The organism is Ferrimonas kyonanensis DSM 18153, assembly GCF_000425405.1.
In the GTDB taxonomy this organism is placed as follows: domain Bacteria; phylum Pseudomonadota; class Gammaproteobacteria; order Enterobacterales; family Shewanellaceae; genus Ferrimonas; species Ferrimonas kyonanensis.
The window spans coordinates 164,146-182,006 of sequence record NZ_AUDJ01000015.1 but is presented as its reverse complement, the minus strand read 5'-3'; the positions used below and the strand labels follow the sequence as shown (position 1 = coordinate 182,006).

At 55.8% G+C, this 17,861-nt stretch carries 17 protein-coding genes; 8 read left to right on the top strand and 9 right to left on the bottom strand.

Going from position 1 to position 17,861, the window contains the following annotated elements:
* Position 1: 1 nt before the first annotated feature.
* Both uvrC and uvrY read right to left on the bottom strand, forming a co-directional pair.
* Positions 2-1,840 (bottom strand): excinuclease ABC subunit UvrC, encoded by a 1,839-nt coding sequence (gene uvrC / locus H598_RS0107695; protein ID WP_028112509.1) that lies wholly within the window; start codon positions 1,838-1,840, stop codon positions 2-4.
* 12 nt (positions 1,841-1,852) lie between these two features.
* Positions 1,853-2,494 (bottom strand): UvrY/SirA/GacA family response regulator transcription factor, encoded by a 642-nt coding sequence (gene uvrY / locus H598_RS0107690; RefSeq protein WP_028112508.1) that lies wholly within the window; start codon positions 2,492-2,494, stop codon positions 1,853-1,855.
* 761 nt (positions 2,495-3,255) lie between these two features.
* On the opposite strand from uvrY, the gene gloA reads away from it, so the two are divergent.
* Both gloA and H598_RS0107680 read left to right on the top strand, forming a co-directional pair.
* Positions 3,256-3,669 (top strand): lactoylglutathione lyase, encoded by a 414-nt coding sequence (gene gloA, locus H598_RS0107685; protein ID WP_028112507.1) that lies wholly within the window; start codon positions 3,256-3,258, stop codon positions 3,667-3,669.
* Between the two features lie 39 nt (positions 3,670-3,708).
* Positions 3,709-5,133 (top strand): Mur ligase family protein, encoded by a 1,425-nt coding sequence (locus H598_RS0107680; RefSeq protein ID WP_028112506.1) that lies wholly within the window; start codon positions 3,709-3,711, stop codon positions 5,131-5,133.
* Here H598_RS0107680 and H598_RS0107675 read toward each other — a convergent pair.
* The gene (locus H598_RS0107675) at positions 5,130-5,393 is read right to left on the bottom strand and encodes a hypothetical protein (protein WP_028112505.1); all 264 of its coding nucleotides are present in this window, start codon (positions 5,391-5,393) and stop codon (positions 5,130-5,132) included. The genes H598_RS0107680 and H598_RS0107675 overlap by 4 nt on opposite strands.
* Positions 5,394-5,607: 214 nt before the next feature.
* Here H598_RS0107675 and speB point away from each other — a divergent pair, with 214 nt between their 5' ends.
* On the top strand, positions 5,608-6,525 hold the full coding sequence (speB, locus tag H598_RS0107670) for an agmatinase (protein WP_028112504.1): 918 nt from the start codon (positions 5,608-5,610) through the stop codon (positions 6,523-6,525).
* 188 nt (positions 6,526-6,713) lie between these two features.
* Complete coding sequence (locus tag H598_RS0107665) at positions 6,714-7,739, top strand: acyltransferase (RefSeq protein ID WP_028112503.1); 1,026 nt, start codon at positions 6,714-6,716, stop codon at positions 7,737-7,739.
* A gap of 180 nt (positions 7,740-7,919) precedes the next feature.
* On the opposite strand, the gene H598_RS0107660 is transcribed toward H598_RS0107665, so the two are convergent.
* Positions 7,920-8,117 (bottom strand): hypothetical protein, encoded by a 198-nt coding sequence (locus H598_RS0107660; protein WP_028112502.1) that lies wholly within the window; start codon positions 8,115-8,117, stop codon positions 7,920-7,922.
* A 364-nt stretch (positions 8,118-8,481) separates the two neighbouring features.
* Between H598_RS0107660 and hemG the strand changes: the two genes are divergently transcribed.
* The 3 genes from hemG to H598_RS0107645 all read left to right on the top strand — a co-directional run bounded on the left by hemG (position 8,482) and on the right by H598_RS0107645 (position 10,547).
* A complete protein-coding gene (gene hemG / locus H598_RS0107655; RefSeq protein ID WP_028112501.1) occupies positions 8,482-9,006 on the top strand; it encodes a menaquinone-dependent protoporphyrinogen IX dehydrogenase in 525 nt (174 codons plus the stop codon).
* A gap of 27 nt (positions 9,007-9,033) precedes the next feature.
* Positions 9,034-9,534 (top strand): cytochrome b/b6 domain-containing protein, encoded by a 501-nt coding sequence (locus tag H598_RS0107650; RefSeq protein ID WP_028112500.1) that lies wholly within the window; start codon positions 9,034-9,036, stop codon positions 9,532-9,534.
* 359 nt (positions 9,535-9,893) lie between these two features.
* Positions 9,894-10,547, top strand: a complete 654-nt coding sequence (locus tag H598_RS0107645; protein WP_028112499.1) for a deoxynucleoside kinase — start codon at positions 9,894-9,896, stop codon at positions 10,545-10,547.
* Positions 10,548-10,645: 98 nt separating this feature from the next.
* Here H598_RS0107645 and H598_RS0107640 read toward each other — a convergent pair whose 3' ends face one another.
* From H598_RS0107640 to H598_RS0107625, 4 genes are all read right to left on the bottom strand, one after another.
* Positions 10,646-11,524: a D-hexose-6-phosphate mutarotase gene (locus H598_RS0107640; RefSeq protein WP_051252562.1), complete on the bottom strand. Its 879-nt coding sequence runs from the start codon at positions 11,522-11,524 to the stop codon at positions 10,646-10,648.
* Between the two features lie 63 nt (positions 11,525-11,587).
* Complete coding sequence (locus tag H598_RS0107635) at positions 11,588-13,060, bottom strand: methyl-accepting chemotaxis protein (RefSeq protein ID WP_028112497.1); 1,473 nt, start codon at positions 13,058-13,060, stop codon at positions 11,588-11,590.
* 206 nt (positions 13,061-13,266) lie between these two features.
* Complete coding sequence (locus H598_RS0107630) at positions 13,267-15,279, bottom strand: MtrB/PioB family decaheme-associated outer membrane protein (RefSeq protein WP_028112496.1); 2,013 nt, start codon at positions 15,277-15,279, stop codon at positions 13,267-13,269.
* A gap of 12 nt (positions 15,280-15,291) precedes the next feature.
* Positions 15,292-16,260 carry a DmsE family decaheme c-type cytochrome gene (locus tag H598_RS0107625; protein ID WP_156896973.1) on the bottom strand — a complete coding sequence of 323 codons (969 nt, stop codon included), beginning with the start codon at positions 16,258-16,260 and terminating at the stop codon, positions 15,292-15,294.
* Positions 16,261-16,521: 261 nt separating this feature from the next.
* Between H598_RS0107625 and H598_RS0107620 the strand changes: the two genes are divergently transcribed.
* A complete protein-coding gene (locus H598_RS0107620; RefSeq protein WP_028112494.1) occupies positions 16,522-16,827 on the top strand; it encodes a hypothetical protein in 306 nt (101 codons plus the stop codon).
* Here the strand turns inward: H598_RS0107620 and H598_RS0107615 are convergent.
* Entirely contained in the window at positions 16,824-17,711 is an 888-nt protein-coding gene (locus H598_RS0107615) for an ABC transporter substrate-binding protein (RefSeq protein WP_028112493.1), read from the bottom strand. The genes H598_RS0107620 and H598_RS0107615 overlap by 4 nt on opposite strands.
* Positions 17,712-17,861 lie beyond the last annotated feature (150 nt).

The window sequence follows — 17,861 nt, the reverse complement described above, 5'->3', positions numbered from 1 at the left end:
CTTAGCCGCGCAATGCGTCATGTATCTTTTGTGCCAGTTCTGAGCTAATTCCCGGTACTTTGCTCAATTCCTCAACACTGGCCCCTTTGATCTCCTGCATTCCACCCATGTATTTAAGCAATGACTGGCGTCGCTTGGCCCCTACTCCGGGGATCTGCTCGAGGGTGGATTGGGAACGAGCCTTACCTCGCGCGGCCCGATGACCGGAGATAGCAAACCGGTGCGCCTCATCGCGAATGTGCTGAATCAGATGCAGAGCCGGTGAGTCGGCGGCCAGGTCAATCACCTCGCGGCTAAAGCCGACAAACAGAGTCTCCAGGCCCGGTTTACGGCCCTCACCTTTGGCCACCCCAATCAACAGCGGCAACCTCAGGCCTTTGGCGCCCAGGGTCTGCTCAACAATGGCTTCCGCCTGGCTCAACTGGCCGCGACCGCCGTCAATAAACAAAATGGTGGGAATGTTGACCTCCTCCACCACTTTGTCAAACCGCCGCCTCAGGGCCTGGGCCATGGCGGCATAATCGTCCCCAGGAGTAATGCCATCGATGTTGTAGCGTCGGTAATCCCGCTTCGATGGGCCCTCGGCATCAAACACCACGCAACTGGCGACGGTGCGCTCGCCCATGGTATGGCTGATGTCAAAGCACTCCATGCGGCTGATGGGCTGACTCAGCTCCAGTGTGTCATTCAGCAATCGATAACGGTCGGCCACCGTGGTCTTGTGCGCCACTTTACTGGAGAGTGCGGTCACCGCATTGGTCTGAGCCAGGCGCTGAAACTGCGCCCGATCGGCCCGCACGGTGTGCTTTAAGGTCACCTTATGGTTGCCACGCTGGGCCAACGCCTCCTGCAACGGCAGTTGATCGTCCGGCATCAGCGGTAGGATGATCTCCGGCGGGATCTGACGTTCGTCGCCCCCGCCCAGGTAGAACTGCAGCAGAAACGAGGTCAGCAACTCATCGTCACTGGTGTCTGCCGGCAGGTTGGGAAAATAGCTACGGCTGCCCAGAATCTTGCCATCACGAATGAACAGCATGTGACAACAGGCCATGCCGTTGTCGGTGGCCACCCCCACGACATCCATCTGCCCCAGAGAGCCGTGGACGCCCTGCTGCTCCTGCACCGTGCGCATCGCCTGAATCTGATCCCGATACAGGGCCGCCTTCTCGAAATTCAGCTCACTGCTAGCCTGCTCCATCCAGCCCACCAACTGCTCAATCACCTGGCGATTTTTGCCCTGCAGAAACAGCGTCGCCATCTTGACCTGCTCGGCGTAATCCTCATCACTGATTTTGCCGACGCAGGGGGCACTGCAGCGTTTAAGCTGGTATTGCAGGCAGGGACGAGAACGGGCTTTGTAGTAGCCGTCTTCGCACTGACGAATGGGAAACAGCTTTTGCATCAAATGCAAACTGTCCCGAACCGCGCCGCCATTGGGAAACGGACCGAAATACCGTCCCTTGGCCCGCCGCGCACCGCGATGAAACCCCAGTTTGGGGTGTCGATGCTGGGACAGAAAGATGTAAGGGTAGGATTTGTCGTCTCTGAGCAGCACGTTGTACCTGGGCATGTACAACTTAATGTAATCGTGCTCCAGGATCAGCGCTTCGGTTTCGGTGTGGGTAACGGTGACTTCGATAAAGCCAATGTTGGCCACCAATGCCTGGGTTTTGGCATCGGGCAGCTGGGTACGAAAATAGGAGCTGAGTCGTTTCTTTAGGTTTTTGGCCTTGCCGACGTAGATCACCGTGCCGCCTGGGGCATCGTACATACGATACACCCCAGGTTGGGAAGTCACGGTCTTTAAAAACGCCTTGGCATCAAATTGGGTGTCGGTCATTCAAGCTGGGGATCAGAGTTTCTCTGCGTCCAGCATACCATAGCGAATCGCCAGACGGGTCAACTCCACATCACCACCGATGTTCAGTTTCTGGAACAACCGATAGCGATAGCTGTTGACGGTCTTGGGGCTCAGATTCAGGCTTTCGGAGATGTCGCTGACCTTCTGCCCGGCGGTGATCATCATCATGATCTGCAGTTCCCGCTCCGACAGATCGTCAAACGGGTTGTCTTCGGTTTTAAATTTATTCAGCGCCATCTGCTGGGCGATCTGCGGCGACAGATAGCGTTGACCGCACGCCACTTGACGAATCGCCTGCACCATCTCTCCCGGAGGCGCATTTTTGGTCAGGTAACCTGCGGCACCGGCTTGCATCACCTTAGTGGGAAACGGCTCTTCGGTGTGAATGGTCAGTACAATGATTTTGGCGTCGGGATTGAATCGGAGAATCTTGCGAGTGGCTTCCAGCCCGCCAATACCCGGCATGTTCATGTCCATCAAAATGACATCGACATCGTTTTTGCGACACCAGTTTACCGCGACTTCACCGTCTTCGGCTTCACCAACCACTTTGATGCCTCGCTCATCATCCAAGATTCGTCGGATGCCGGTACGCACCAATGCGTGGTCGTCAACTAGGTAGATATGGATCAAACGCCAACCCCTTTATACAAACCGTTATCACTGCTCAGTCAGCAGTCCTTCGATAATACTGAAATTACTGATGCGATCAAGGGCTTACACCGGTTTACATTCGGACGGTCCCTGCCCATGATCAACCCCATAAACTATTGATTATTAATGCACTTAATCAATTTACCCAAGAGCAATTTTGCCGACTCCTGTCTCAGTTTGGCAACTGAACGTGACAGCCTTTGACTCTCTAATTTGAACCAGCTTATCAAGGATTTACTCCAAAAAAACCGGCTTTACTATCCCCTCTATCGCCCCGGCGGCAATCGCGCACACCGACCATGGCCAAAGTCGCAAACCGCGAATAATCATGCGCTTATAAGGACAAATCACCACCACCAAACCCCACCATGAAAAAATCACCAGCATAAAACTCTAGACAAGGCGCCCAATTGCAGACCAAACAACTACAACTGTCGCAACAATATCGCTAACGGTCGCGGCCGATGCCTTGGTTTCGATGAGCCACGGCAAGCCGGATCCACAATCGCAGCCTTGACCCAATTCGCACAGCCCCCGCAAGGCCGACATTATCGTTTCCCTCCCAGACCCGACTGTGACGGAAAAACAGATTAACTGCCTGATACCCTCACTTTTTTTAACTACCGACTGGGGGCTGTCTTTTTTGCTCCACTGATGGCATTGCGACCGGTGGCGGGTCGACCCCGAATCAATTTGGCATTACACTTTGCGCCATAACAGACAATCAAGGAACGCACCCCATGCCTCAAATGCTGCACACCATGCTGCGCGTGGGCGATCTCGATCGCTCCATTCAATTCTATACCGATGTTCTGGGCATGACCCTGCTGCGCAAATCTGAAAATCCTGAGTATAAATACACCCTGGCGTTTGTGGGCTACGGTGAAGAGAAGGATGGCCACGCCGTGGTGGAGTTGACCTACAACTGGGGCGTCAGCGACTACGATAACGGCAACGCCTTTGGCCATCTGGCCCTCGGGTTTGACGACATCTACCAAGCCTGTGACAAGATCAAGGCCGCCGGTGGTGAGGTAACCCGCGAACCCGGCCCGGTACTGGGTGGTAACACCCACATCGCCTTTGTCCGTGATCCCGATGGCTACATGATCGAGCTGATTCAACAGAGTCAGGCCAGTGCTGGATTGGACAATTAACCGCGGTTCCGCCGGGCCAGCAGGCCCGGCCTATTCTCTATGACCAAATCAACGCTTGTCGACACCCTGCACCGCCTGGCTCCATCCCGCTTTGTCCTCGACAGTCGCGCGGTTCAATCCGGTGACGCCTTCGTCTGTAAACAGGGCCTGCATCAGGACAGCCATCAGTTCGCCGAGGCCGCCGCCAAAGCCGGGGCCGGCTTGGTGATCGCCACCCGGCCCCTGTCGCTGCCAATCCCCTGCCTGGTGACCGGCAGTTTCGCCGCCAGCATCAGCCTGATCAATCACTACCTGCAATTCCCTGCGGAGCAGTTGACCCAGATTGGGGTCACCGGCACCAATGGCAAAACCACGGTAGCCTATGGCCTGCATCAGTTGTTAAACCAGGAAGACCACAGCAGCTACAGCGGCACCCTAGGCCGGCTTGCCGGCGATCACCTGGTGCCGCAACTGAACACCACCGCCGATGCCGTGACCCTGCTCAATCAGTTTCATGAGCTGCGGCAACAAGGCTATCGACACCACGTCATGGAGGTCAGCAGCCACGCACTGGCCCAAGACCGGGTCGACGCCATGCTGTTCGATGTGGCGGTGTACACCAACGTCAGCGAAGACCATCTCGATTTTCATGGCCATCGTGATGCCTATCAACAGGCCAAGCTGCGCCTTATCGACCGGCTTAAGCCCGGTGGCTGCGCGGTGATCAACCTGGATGACGACAGCGCTGCGGTGATTGCCGATCGCTGCCGCCAGCGGGCCGATGTCATCGGCTACAGCTGCACCGATCCCGATGCAACCCTGTACGCCGACATTCGCCGCAGTGGCGCACAAGGCAGTGAGTTTGTGCTGCATTATCAGCAGCGCCAATACCCCTGCCGCCTGTGGTTGCCCTTTCAGTACAACGTGGAAAACGCCCTGGCGATGATCGGCGCGGCGCTGGCCGCCGGCCAGCCTCTGGCCGTGGTCCTAAAACGACTGGCGCAATTGCGGCAGGTACCGGGGCGGGGTCAACGACTGGACTGGGCGGACGGCAGCCAGGCCATCATCGATTATGCCCACAACCAGCCGAGCCTGAATCTGCTACTCAAACAGGCTCGTCAGCAGTGCCGGGGAGCGATCCACACCGTGGTGGGCGTCACCGGCGATCGACTAGAAGACGCCGCCCAGATTGGCCACACTGCGCTGGCCCTCTCCGACCATTGCTATTTTACCAGCGACAATCCGTTAGGCCGGCCGCTTGAGCAGATCCTAGAGCGCATGGACCCGGACCAGGCGGCCCGGCATATTCCCTGTCGCCGCTCCGCCATCGGCACGGCTCTGGCGGCCATGCACCCCGGCGATCTGTTGATGGTGTGCGGCAAGGGTGATGAACAGTATCAGTACCTGAAGGCCGACCGTTCCCAACCCAGCCCCTATGACGGCGACTGGCAGGTTCTGACTCAGCTCAGGCCAGCCGACCGTTAAAACGCCCGGGCGCGCTTTTCGAAAACCAGCTCCTCGCCGACCTGAATCTTCACCGTGGGCCAGAACATCTGATACTGCACCTCGGCAGTCACCGGCAGACCATCCAGCTGGCCCACGACCCGCTGCAGTGCTGGCAAGCCAAAGACGGCACCGTTGCGATCCACCAGTTGTTCGTCCAGGTATAACCGGGTACCGGCGGCCCAGGTCGACTGGACTCGAATCTTATGCCCTTGCCATTCGACACGCCATTGATGAGACATCGGTTTTCTCCAAAATCAGGGTAGCTTCAGTGTAATGAAGGCGGCGCCATATTTCGCCCCGGAAACGGGTAACTGCTCATAGTTACAGCAGATCCGCAGTAAAAAGCACCGATGCCGAGGGGAACAGGGTGACAAACGCCGAAGCTCGGGTGAAAATGTTCCTTCGTTCACCCCTTTACCAGCGCCATCCAACGTGATGGGTGTTGAGGTTAGTATGGCAACGCTTGCCGATAAAAAAGATTACTCGCTTTACTCCAATGCCTTTGGCTTTTTGCGCCACCCCTTGGAGTTTCGTCCTGCCCAGTCGAAAGCCGACTGGGTGGTCACCGGTGTGCCCTTCGACCTGGCCACCACCGGCCGGCCCGGCAGCCGAAATGGCCCCGATGCCATTCGGCGCGCTTCCGTCAACTTGGCCTGGGAAGATCAACGCTACCCCTGGCGCTTTGCATTGGCGGATCGGCTGTCTGTGGTGGATTGCGGCGACCTGGTGTTCGACTGCGGCGATGCCGAGCAGTTACTGCAGGGCCTCGAAACCCATGCCAGCGCGTTGCTCGATGCCGATAAACGGATGCTCACTTTTGGCGGTGACCATTTCGTGACCCTGCCTCTGCTGCGGGCTCACGCCAAGAAATTTGGCCAATTGGCCCTGGTGCACTTCGACGCCCATACCGACACCTACAGTATGGGCAGCCGCTACGATCACGGCACCATGTTCTACCATGCCCCCAAAGAGGGCTTGCTTGCCACCGAGCACTCCATACAAATCGGCATCCGCACCGAATACGACTATCAGGACCACCCGTTTGAGGTACTGACCGCCGACCGCGCCAACGATCTCAGCGCCGATGAGATCGCGGCGCAGATCATCGCCCGGGTCGGAGACCGGCCAGTGTACCTGACGTTCGATATCGACTGCCTGGATCCTGCCTATGCCCCGGGTACCGGTACCCCGGTCTGCGGCGGCATGACCACGGATAAGGTACTCAAGGTGCTGCGAAAATTGACCGAATTGCCGATTGTGGGCATGGATGTGGTAGAGGTGGCCCCCGCCTACGACCACGCCGAAACCACCGCACTGGCGGCAGCCACCATCGCCACCGAACTGCTGTACGTGGTCGCCCACCAGAAATAGTTGCGGTTGGGACCAATGAGCGCCGCCTGAGGGCGGCGTTTTAGTTGGCCTTGGTTCAACACCGATTAAGTTAGCCTACTGTTTCCTCTTGATTTACTGAGGTATGCTGATGGTTTATTCGAACAACATAGGGCGGCACAACGCCAACTCGGATCCTGCCCAGTGACCCGAGGCAATAAGGAGACATCATGTCGACACAGAAGAACACCATCTTCTATCTGGATTTGCTGCGCTGCCTGGCCGCCATCGCCGTGGTCATCATCCACGTGCTCGGTCCCTGGCGCCATCTGTATGGGCTTGCCCCGGAAACCGAGTGGTTAGCGGCCAGCAGCTACAACGCCGTGACTCGCTGGGCGGTGCCAATATTCATGATGATCACCGGCGCACTGCTACTGTCGGACAGTCGCCCTTTCGATTGCCGCTACTACCTGAGCCGACGCCTGTCCAAAGTGGCCATCCCTTTTATTGGCTGGACACTTATCTATTCTCTTGCGCCCTCATTTGCGTCAGAAACATTTAATATTCAACCGTTTATTGAAAACGTTGTCGCCTCTCCCAATGAGCCGGTTTGGTATCATCTGTGGTTTTTCTATGATTTTATTCCGCTCTACTTTGTGATTCCGCTTTTAGCACCTCTGTTGGCGGCCATGGGAAAAGAGCGGGTCAGGCTGGTGATTGCCGGCTGGTTGTTATTGACCTTGATGCACTGGCTAAAAGTAGAAACACCACTTCGTCAGAATATAATTCTCTATAGCGGCTATCTCATACTCGGATGGTATTTATTCCATAACGACAATAATAACAGTCGTAAATGGTGGGTGCTCGCCGGACTCACAGCCATGGTTGTCAATGTGTTTGGCAGTTGGTGGTTCAGCGAATTAAAACAGGGATACAGCAGTTTCTTCATGGGATATAAATCCCTGAATACCGTAGCCATTGCCGGTATGATTTTTGTACTCGCTCAAAAGTGGGCCGACAACATCAATGAGACAACACGTAAGCTGATATCACTGGTCTCCAAATACAGCCTTGGTATCTATCTGGTTCATCCACTGCTGTTAATCCCGGTGCGCCAGATCGGCAACGGCTTTTATCAATGGTTTGGCAGCAACTGGTTGGCCATTCCGGCGTTGTCGCTTCTGACCTTAGTCAGTGCGCTGCTGCTGACCATGGTACTGGCACGAATTCCGCTGGTAAAACGCTTGGTTCCTTGAATTATCTCACTTGAACACCGACCAGCGTCGGTGTTCAAGTGTCAGATAAAAAACAGGTTTTTAAAAACATGAAGGGGCATCGACAACTGAGCGGTAACAGGAAAACCCAACAGAGCGTTATCAGATCGTTGGCTTATATATTCAACTAGGAGGTTATGAATCCATAAACCGAAAACGGGTTTATACGTAACGCCCCTGCTCTATCTCCGTTTCCCGAACGTCGAAAGCTCGGCAAATAGAGGCTTCTTCTGCGCTACTGGCAGCATCACGCTCCAGCTTTTCCGTCATTAATTCCAGAGTTGCTAAAGTTCTTGCTTTGCGCAACTTATAGAGATAATCAAGCTCATCGCTATTTAGCTGTTCTAATTTAATTCTCATTTTTCCTACTTCAACAACGCGGGATAGGAGTTATCCCATAGACAGTGACAAAGTACCTTTTAAGTATATCACCAAAATTATCAAGTCACCTAAGTTTAATATGAATGTCGCTCAAGGTAAACTCAGAGCCCCTCCATTCAGCATCCACCTGCGACTGAAAATCGCCATAATGTAACAACCCCATTGAACCTGTGTAACTCGCTGTTGTCCCACCACTCACAGTCGCTTTTCAGGTCACAAAACGGGCACTTAAGTCCACGCTCAGGACCCCAACCTGCCAAGGGGTGATCCTGTTCAAATTAAACCCTTGGGGCTATTCGCTATCATAACCCGGTCGACCCAAGGTTGATCAGCTGGAGAATACATGAGTAATACGTTAATCGCCTATTCCACCGATAAAGGCCAAACCCTAAAAATCTGCAAACAAATTCAGGCACAACTGGAGAAGAAGGGCGAAATCGTTACCTTACACAATCTGGCTGAACCTGATCTGGACCTGTTGCCCTTTGATAAAATTCTGATCGGGGCCAGCATCAAGCACGGTAAGCACTCTCACCAAGTGTTTCAGTTCATTAAAAAACACCAGGCCGTGTTAGAGCAAAAGCCAGCCGGCTTCTTCTCGGTCAGCCTGGTCGCCAGAAAGCCCGGTAAAGACAGTCCGCAAACCAACCCTTATATGCAGGCGTTCCTGAAACGCATCGCCTGGATGCCGGACTTCATGGAGGTGTTTGGTGGTATGATCGACTACCAGAGATACAACTTCCTGGATAAGCACATCATCCGCTTCATCATGCGGATCACCAAGGGGCCGACTGACCTCAACAGCTGCATCGAGTACACCGACTGGGAAAAGGTGGATCGCTTCTCCCGCCAAGTGGCCAATTATTAGCACCGCAACGGCTAACAAGGATAGATAATGTCGCAACTGTTTGAACGCCTTCATGTTCTATTGGCATTACTGGCAATCTGGCTGTTCAGTACTGCCGGCCAGGTGCATCTGGCCAATCGAATTCACGCCAATGCCGGGTTCTGGGACTATAACCACATCGCTTTGGGGGTGGTCACTGCCCTGCTCAGCCTGTGCTTCCTGTACAAGTGCTGTCGATTGGGCCAGTGGCGGTTGTATTTTGGCTGGTGCGTTGGTCAGTTTTCTCCGATCATTAATGATTTACGCCAGCTCAAAAACAAGCAACTGCCCGCAGCGGGCGCCCCTGGACTGCTGACCTTCATCGAAGGGTTTGGCCTGATCCTGATGGTACTGGTGGGGCTGACCGGCTGTGCCTGGTTGCTGACTCAGGGCAGTTCAATGGCCATGACGCTGCGCGCCTGCCATATCGATCTGGCCTCGGCGTTGTTCTGGTATCTGATCATCCATGCCATCGCTTCATTCAGCCACTTCCTCGAGATGTTGCGCTAACAAAACCACAATGCCTGGTTAAGACCCAGGCATTTGCCCGCTTTCGATCACAATCGTCACCGAAACGACAAAATGACCAAGCCAGCCTGGCGCTGACTCGGCGCAAATCCGTACAATAATCGAACAAATCAGACAATCCTCGCTTTAACCAATGGCGAATATAAGCTTAAATAACATACATTTAAATGTTAATTGAACTTAATTTAATCATTAAAGTGACGAAAAATGCAAAGTCATCAGCAATTAATGCACTGTCAACCATTCTGACAAGAAAAACATCAACAAAAGTGGCCTTTTTTACGTTTTAAATTCTTACATTTTTGCTATCATCGCGTTCCAATTTACAGGAGCCGTCGAACGTGAACCAAACTCAAGATTTCAAACTGATCGCCATTGAAGGCAACATTGGCGTAGGCAAATCCACCCTACTCCCCAAACTGGCTGACCGGTTAAGCAATCTTGATGACAGGCCGTGGCGATTGATCATCGAAGAGGTGGACACCGATCCGGAATTTCAACGTCTGCTGAAGGCGTTCACCAACGATCCGTCGCAGCGAATCAACTTCCAGCGCTACATCACCAACAAGCGTGCCGAGACCTGCCAGGATCTGGATCCGGGCTTTAATTACATCATCGAACGCTCTCTGTTTTCCGACCTGGTTTTCTGTCAGGCCAACCTGGCCGAGGCCTGCCGCCCCGACGGCAAAGACCTGGATTACTACTACGACATTCAGGACAAGCTGGAAGACTACCCTCAGGTCAGCGCCGTGGTGTACCTGAAATCCGATCCTATCGTCTCCTACGAGCGCATGCTGAGCCGAGGTCGCGACGCCGAAGTGGGTACCCCACAAAGCTACATTCAGTTGATTTCTGACTGTCACAACACCTTCCTGCCGCACATCTGCGACAAGTACAACACCCAGCTGCTGACTGTTGACTGGACCCATTTCGGCTGCCCGGAAGGTTTGGCAGAGCAAGTGATTGAGGTGTGTCAGGTATTGAACGCCGATTAGAATGCATTTTCTAAGACGTTCGCGTCTACTGGGGGTGTTGACCGTTTAAGTCAATCCTTCCCGATGAAATTCAGCCGCCTTCTGTCAGGCGGCTTTTTTTATGCCTGACGGCTGATCACCAGTTTCAGCTGATGGGCCTTGCCCGGTGCCAGGGTGATGCCATCGCTGCCCAGTGCCGCGGTCTCGACACACAGCATCGACGCGGCGGTGGCCGCCCCCATGTCCTGCGGCAGTTGCTGGCCGGGATGCCACACCACCACCGAGTCCATGCCGGTCTGATCCAACAAGATACTGTGCTGGGCCGCCGCCATCACCACCTGAGGCTGGGCTCCCGGATAGATGCGATCCAGAGGGGGACAGACCTGCAGCGGACCGGTATCGATGACACTCTGGCCGCTGAGCTTGTCCCGGTAGCGATCGCCGACACCGTATACCGTGGTTTTACTCACCTCCCCCACATTAAAGTAGCTGTGCAATGCGGTGGAGAAGCGCCAATGATGATGATCACAATTGTGGCCGGTGAGGGACAGCTCCAACTGGTGGCCGATGGTCACGTCCAGTTGCAGTTCAAACGCAAACGGCCAGTAATCCGGACTGACGTCATCGTCAGACAGAAACAGCGACAAGGTGGTGCCGCGACTGGTGTCGGACACCGCGTCCAGCTGCCACATCTGAGTTCGAGCAAACCCATGGGATGGCGCCCCCGGTATCTGCGGGTGTTGGCCGAACCACGGCCAGCAGATGGGTATGCCCCCGCGTATCGGCCGTGTCTGGTCCAGGCGCGCGGCATCGCTCAGCCACAACCACTCACTGCCGCCACGGGGGCGGTAACTGAGTAGCTGGGCCCCGAACAGGCTGATGATGGCATCGGCAAACGGGTTGCGAATGATCAACACCGGCAGGCCTCCCTTCAGGAAGGCCTTAGAAACCGAATCGGTGATCTGCTGTTCTGAGACTGGGTATAGCGCAGCTTGCATGGGTACCTCTTCAATGCCGCCCAAGCACTGAGGATAGACCCAGTCGCCCTATCCCGCTAAACCTCAACCTGCCCGGATGCCGGTTACGCCGCTGTCCATCACGCCGGTCAGCGAGGCAGTCAATCCCTTGATGGTGGTAACTTGATTGGCCAGTTGCGCCCCTTGCTGTGCCACCTCCTCCGCCACTCTGTTGGTGTCCACCACGCCGGAGGACACCTCGGCACTGGCGGTATACAGCTCTTCCACGGCCTGGGCCTGGTGCTTAATAATGTCGGTCAACTGGGTCACTTCCTGCTGGGTATTGCTCACCTGAGCGATGATGCCGGAGATCTCCGAGGTGGTGGACTGCATCACCTGCTGGCCATGATTGACCTCCTTGCGACTCTCTTCGAGGATAGTGCGAATCTCCAGGGCCGCGCCGTTGCTCTTGGCCGACAACTCCCGCACCTGTTCCGCCACCACCGCAAACCCCCGACCTTGTTCTCCGGCGCGGGCGGCTTCGATGGCAGCGTTCAGCGCCAACAGGTTGGTCTGCTCCGCGACCGAAGTAATCAAATCCGCCACGCTGGTGATCTTCTCGTTGGCGGTGAGGATGCGATCGATGGCATCGGTGGACGCCTGCAAGCTGGAAGAGCTGCGCTGGGCCTGCTGGTTGATGGTGTCACTGTGGTGCTGCAAATCGGAGACGAACTGATCAGAGCGGTTCATATCTTCGGTGAGCTGCTGTAACTGGGCAGTCATCTGCTCAGAGGCACAGGATTGACCGCTGCAGTTTTCATTCAAGGTGTCCACATGCTCATGCAAAGAGTGGGACTGGCCATCCAGATCCGCGGCTAACTCCATCAACTGATTGACGTTAACCTTCACCTGCTGCATCACCTCATTAAGCTGCTGCTGGCCTTGACGGGCTTGCTCCGCCGCCGCCGACATCTCCAGCTGTGCCTGCTCGGAGTCGATCAACGCCTTGCGACGCAACCTGGCGGTAAACCCCTGAGCGGTGGCGATCACCAACAGTGGCACCACCACACCAGAGAGCATCTCTATGGTTTGTGCCCGCCCCGTCAGCGCCATGTCGGGAAAGGCCGTCCCCTCCAGAAAACCCACCACCATCGCCAGGGTGACACCGCCGATCAGCAACGACCACAGCGACGCCATCAGCGACGATGCGCACAGATAAAACGCAATGATCATCACCGGCACCCACAGGCTCTGACTGGAACCGATAAAGCCACCGGTCTGATAGATCATATTCAGGCAATGCAGGCTCATGCCAAAGAAACCCAAATTCAGGGCCAGCACCGGCGCACGGAAAAAGCGGATGGTCAGCCCCGCCGCCAACTCGACAATAATCAGCAATATCGAGGTTTGAGTCAGCACTTCATGGCCATTGGCGGACCATTTGATGAGGCTGTACACGCCGGTTAGAAAAGAGAGAAACAGGAAAAAAAGGGCGGTATCAACGTAGCGTGCTTGTTCGTTGGTCCATTGAGCGTCTTGAGGTTGAAAACAGTGACGCCACAGCGTTACAGGGTTCATGATGTTTTTCCTTATCAGTCTGTTACCCCACCTCCTCAGAGTAATCAAATCAAACCAAAAGAAATAGAGTAAAAACTCTATTCAAATTCATCCGATGATAAAACTTCTTTGTTGATCACACTTTGATTACTTTTCATTGCGTTACTGAATCAAAGCCACAAAAAAAGCGGGCCGAAGCCCGCTTAGTGTGATGCTTGCCACACCCTTTACATGCGATAACTCAAAGTCAGCATGATCAGGTGAGCGTTGTAGTTCTGGCTCAGCTGGCCCAGAGTCGTCAGGCCGGTTACCCCTTGGCCCGGATAGTTTTCCACCGGAATCTCGGCATAGTCACTGTCCTGGTAACGCTCATACTGGTAGCGCAAGCCCACGGTGGCGGCGGCGCTGATGGCATAGCCGGCGTTCACCGACACGCTGTGACTGTCGGACTCATAGTCATCCTCAAACGGCTGACCACTGGTATCGACATCACTGCCGGAGTAGCTGTACTGGTAATCCACGGACAATTGAATGCCCTGAGCCTGCAAACCGGTGTAGGCCAACGACACGCCCGCATAGCCAAATTCATCGTGATTCTCGGTGGCCCAGGTGGCGTAGCTGCCACTGTCGCTGCCCAGTTGTTCGTTATCAATCCACTGCATGCCGCCAAAGGCGGTGATCGATACGCTGGACAACGCTTGCCAGTGGCCGCTGAGATCCCAGCCATAATCCTCGGACTCGGTCAGGCCGATGTCGGTATCGGTGTAGTCGTCCATGGCGTAGTAAGTGCTGAAGTCCAGAGACACAGTGTCCAGTGGCGTATGGCTGATCTCCAGCTCCAATTTGGTTCGGTCTCGATCCGCCAGGTAATACTTGCGCATCAGCTCATTGCTTTCGGTCGAGGTGGCTGCCCCGGCCTGATAGCGAGAGCCGTCACGTTGACCGAAGCTGGCTTTCACCCGCATGTCCCAACGGGCCGCAGCTGACCAGTGATAGCGTGCCCAGGCCGTCAGCTCATCGGTGTCCTCGCGGTCGCCGGCACTGCGCTCGGTTTGCTTGTAGTCCACACCACCGCTGAGTTTGTGACCGGAGGCCAAACGGTAATCGCTCGCGACCTTGTAGGTGGCGTAAGTGCGATCCACAGCCTGAGTCTGCTCTACGGTGCCGCTGAGGGCATCGAAGCGCAGCTGATCAAACTCATACAAGGTGGAGGCGTTATCGCGGTCGTTGTAGATCATCGATGCCCGCAGCGTCGATTTCGACGACAACCGGCTTACCAGCGCCAACTGCCCATCCAGAGTATCGACCTGAAGATCCGCCGCGGTCACTCCGGCCGGTACTCCGGTCAGAGTCACCAGGTCCTGATCCTGAGTCTGTCTGCCGCTGGCCACTCGGCCACTCACCTGAGTGGCCCCAAGACGATAGCGGCCCTTAAGGTACACAGAGTAAGCCTCATTGTCCGGCGCCCCGGCCTGAGACGGAATGGCAGCGCCTTCGAGAGACAGGCTGTCGATGTCGTTGTCAAACCAGCTGCCTTTGACGCCGGCTTCCGCCAACCAGGCGTCTCCACTCACATGCACTGCCGCCGTCAGGTTCTGGGTGGAGCTGTCGATGGGGGCCACAATGTTCTGCGCTTCAACACCGCCATTACTGATGCTGCTGCGCTGGCTGCCTTTGCGGGATTCGCTGGTCATCGACAGGTAGCTGCCCCAATGACTGCCCATGTACTTGGCATTGAAACCCAGCTGCTGGCGCTCTTTGTCCAGTTGCTGCTGTACCGGCGCCGACTGACGTACCAGGGTGTCACCACTGGCCAACAGATCACTGTGGGCGCTGGTCGAATCGACACTGTATTTCTGATCCAGGCTGGCACCCAGTTGCCATTGACCGGCTCGGCCCGCGGTGACCGCCAGATCGCCGCGTTTGCTGCCCAGTTCCTTGGCCTCGACGCTAGTACGAATACCAGACTCGCTGCGATGCAGCAGATCCGCGTCTACCGAGGCGGCAAAGCCATCTTCATACCCCAGGGCGTTGGCGGCATGATCGTCGTTGCTGATGGCACTGCCCAGGCCAAGGCCGACGCTGCCTTGAATGCTGTCGCTGCTGACGCACTTTTTGCATGCCCAGGAGTCGGTTTTGGCCTTGCTGGTGTTGGCCGCTGGCACACCAAAATCGAAGGCGTTCGCCTGGCCACACAAGGCCAGCAAGGTGGCAGCCACTACACTGATTTGAGTTTTCATTTTAGTTCTCCCTTAAAACTGAAACGCCTGACCGGACGGATGGTTCGAGCCGTGGATCTGGCTATGACAGTTCAGGCAACCCTGGCCAGCAGTCTGAATGCTGCCATTGCCACCGGGAACGGTGCTTGGGTGGTTGGACTCGGCGTGACACTGTTTGCACAGCATCGGTACCCGGGTCTTCAGCATGCCTTCGTTGACGCTGCCGTGAGCATCGTGGCAGTTAGCGCAATTTTCCATTACCGGCGCGTGCTCCCACAGGAAAGGACCGCGCTTGTCGGCGTGGCACTGATAGCAGGTGTCGTTCAGCATCGGTTCATTCAACGCCGATTCCGCCATGGAGCCATGAGGGTTGTGGCAATCGCTGCAGCTCATCTCATCCCACTTGATCGGGTGGGCAGAACGTTTGTGGCTGTCCGCTTTTACCTTGGTGTGGCATTGCTGACAGGTGTCGTTCTGACCGCTACGGCTGAGCACCGGGTCTTTGGCGATGTGCAGCTGATGACAATCGGTACAGGCCACTTCCTCCGAGACGTGGGCGGAGCCATGCCAGTCCATCCGCTGGCTGTCATCGTGACACCCCAGGCACACACTGTTCTGCATGTCGGCGGTTAATGGCGAGTCTTTACCGAACGTCAGCATCGGCTCATTCTTACCCCGGTGTTTACCCTGAGGCCCGTGGCAGGCTTCACACTGCAGACCGGCCATGGGGCCAGCGACGGTGTTGGGATCGCCATGGACACCATCAAAAATGGCATCCACACCCTCGGTTTTGCGATGGCACATCATGCAACCATCGGCCCCTTTTTTGGAGTATTTGCCCTGTTCAAATTTCTGTTGCAGTTGCAACAGCACATCCTGTTGCTGAGCCTGGGCCGCGCCAGCGGTACCCAATGCCACCAGTATCATCGCTCCAAAAGCGGTCACTGTTTTCATCATCATCTCTGCCAAGCTGTTTTTATCGAAATTAAGGCGATTGAACATCATCGATCCTGCCGCCCATTGCCCAAGACGGTAATGGGTTAGAGACGTAAATACTCTGGGGCTTTTCACAGTGATCGCGGTTTTGCCAACGGGCTAACACAATTTTTTCGGCCTGATGTCACTCGGCGGTTGCCCTGGTTAGATATGCACTAGCAAGCGACAGGAGTTTGAGCTAGTTAACTGATCTTGAAGAAATTATTATCGTAGACTCGCATATGACAATGACGATATAGTCATTCGCACACTCAAGAGGAGAAGCCTGTGGCCTGGGTATGCAACAACTGTAATGTTCTGATCGACGACGACGCGTTTTCCCAATGCTGGCACTGCTGCACCGCCCGCAGCCATGACACCGAACGGCCAGACGTCGCCACCATGCCTTTATGCCTGCGCTGTGACATCCCGCTGCAGGCGATGCCAGTTACCCCATCGCCGGCGCTGCAGACTCTGCTGCAAGCCCTGAGCCTGAAGCAGCCACTGCAGTTGTACGCCTGTCGTCGCTGCGGCAAGGTGGAGCAGTTTCTGTCGGAAGAAGACCGGGATAACCTGGTGGTAACCGGCGACTAACCGCCGTGAATCGCCTCGGCCAATAACCGTGCGGCCCGCGGAATGCTGGGACCGGCCTGTTTGGTCACCGCCGAATCGATGTAACGCACCTGATCCAAGCGCACCGCATCCACCTTTTCGGCCTGCTCTCTGGCCCGAACCTCTGCCACCGTGGTGGTGCCACTGCCCGCCTGAGGCCCGTCAAAAATCGGGCCGCCGGCATCGGGCCACAGTGGCATCAACATCACCTGAGGGTTGGCCGCCACCACCTCACTCCAGCTCACCGCCGGAGCGATGCCCGGCCGCTCAGCAAACACCGGCTCACCACCCACCAATCGAATCAGTTCGGTCATGTAGGAATCGGCACCCGGCACACATTTATACAGGTAGTTGATTTCATAATAGACACGCACCGGCGGCTGATTGGCATACTGGCGCGCAACCTCGTCTAACTGTGATTGAATCTGCTCGACCATGGCATCGGCCGCCTGGGGCACGTCCAGGGCCTGACCCAGGGCCCGAATCTTTTCATAGACCTCATCCAGGCTGCGCTCCTGCATGTGAATGACCCGCACCCCTTGTTGCTGCAATGCCTGCTGCAACTTTCGTTGTAATCCCGTTGCCGTGAGCACCAGGTCCGGTTTCAGCGCCAGCACCGCCGCCACATCGATGTCGGTAAAACCGCCTACCACCGCCAGTTCTCCACGAGCCACACGCTGAGGAATGCTATCGGGAAAACGGGCATAACGGGTCACGCCCACCAGACTTTGCTCCTGGCCCAACTCGGCCACCGTATGGCTCCAGTTCGGCGCCAGCGACACCACCCTTAACTGAGCCCACACACTGGCCGGCGCAACCAGCACCAGCAATAACAACAGGCGACCACGCCATCGATTCACAAACATATCAGGCTCCCGATTTTCCAAGCGTCAGCATACTCCGCCGACACCGCAGACCGCAGCGTCGAAACGGCAAAGTCAGAGCCATTGCACAGTTCCGGCAACCGGCACAAAACTCTGTTAAAACCCACAGTGATTGCATAACGAAAGGCTCGG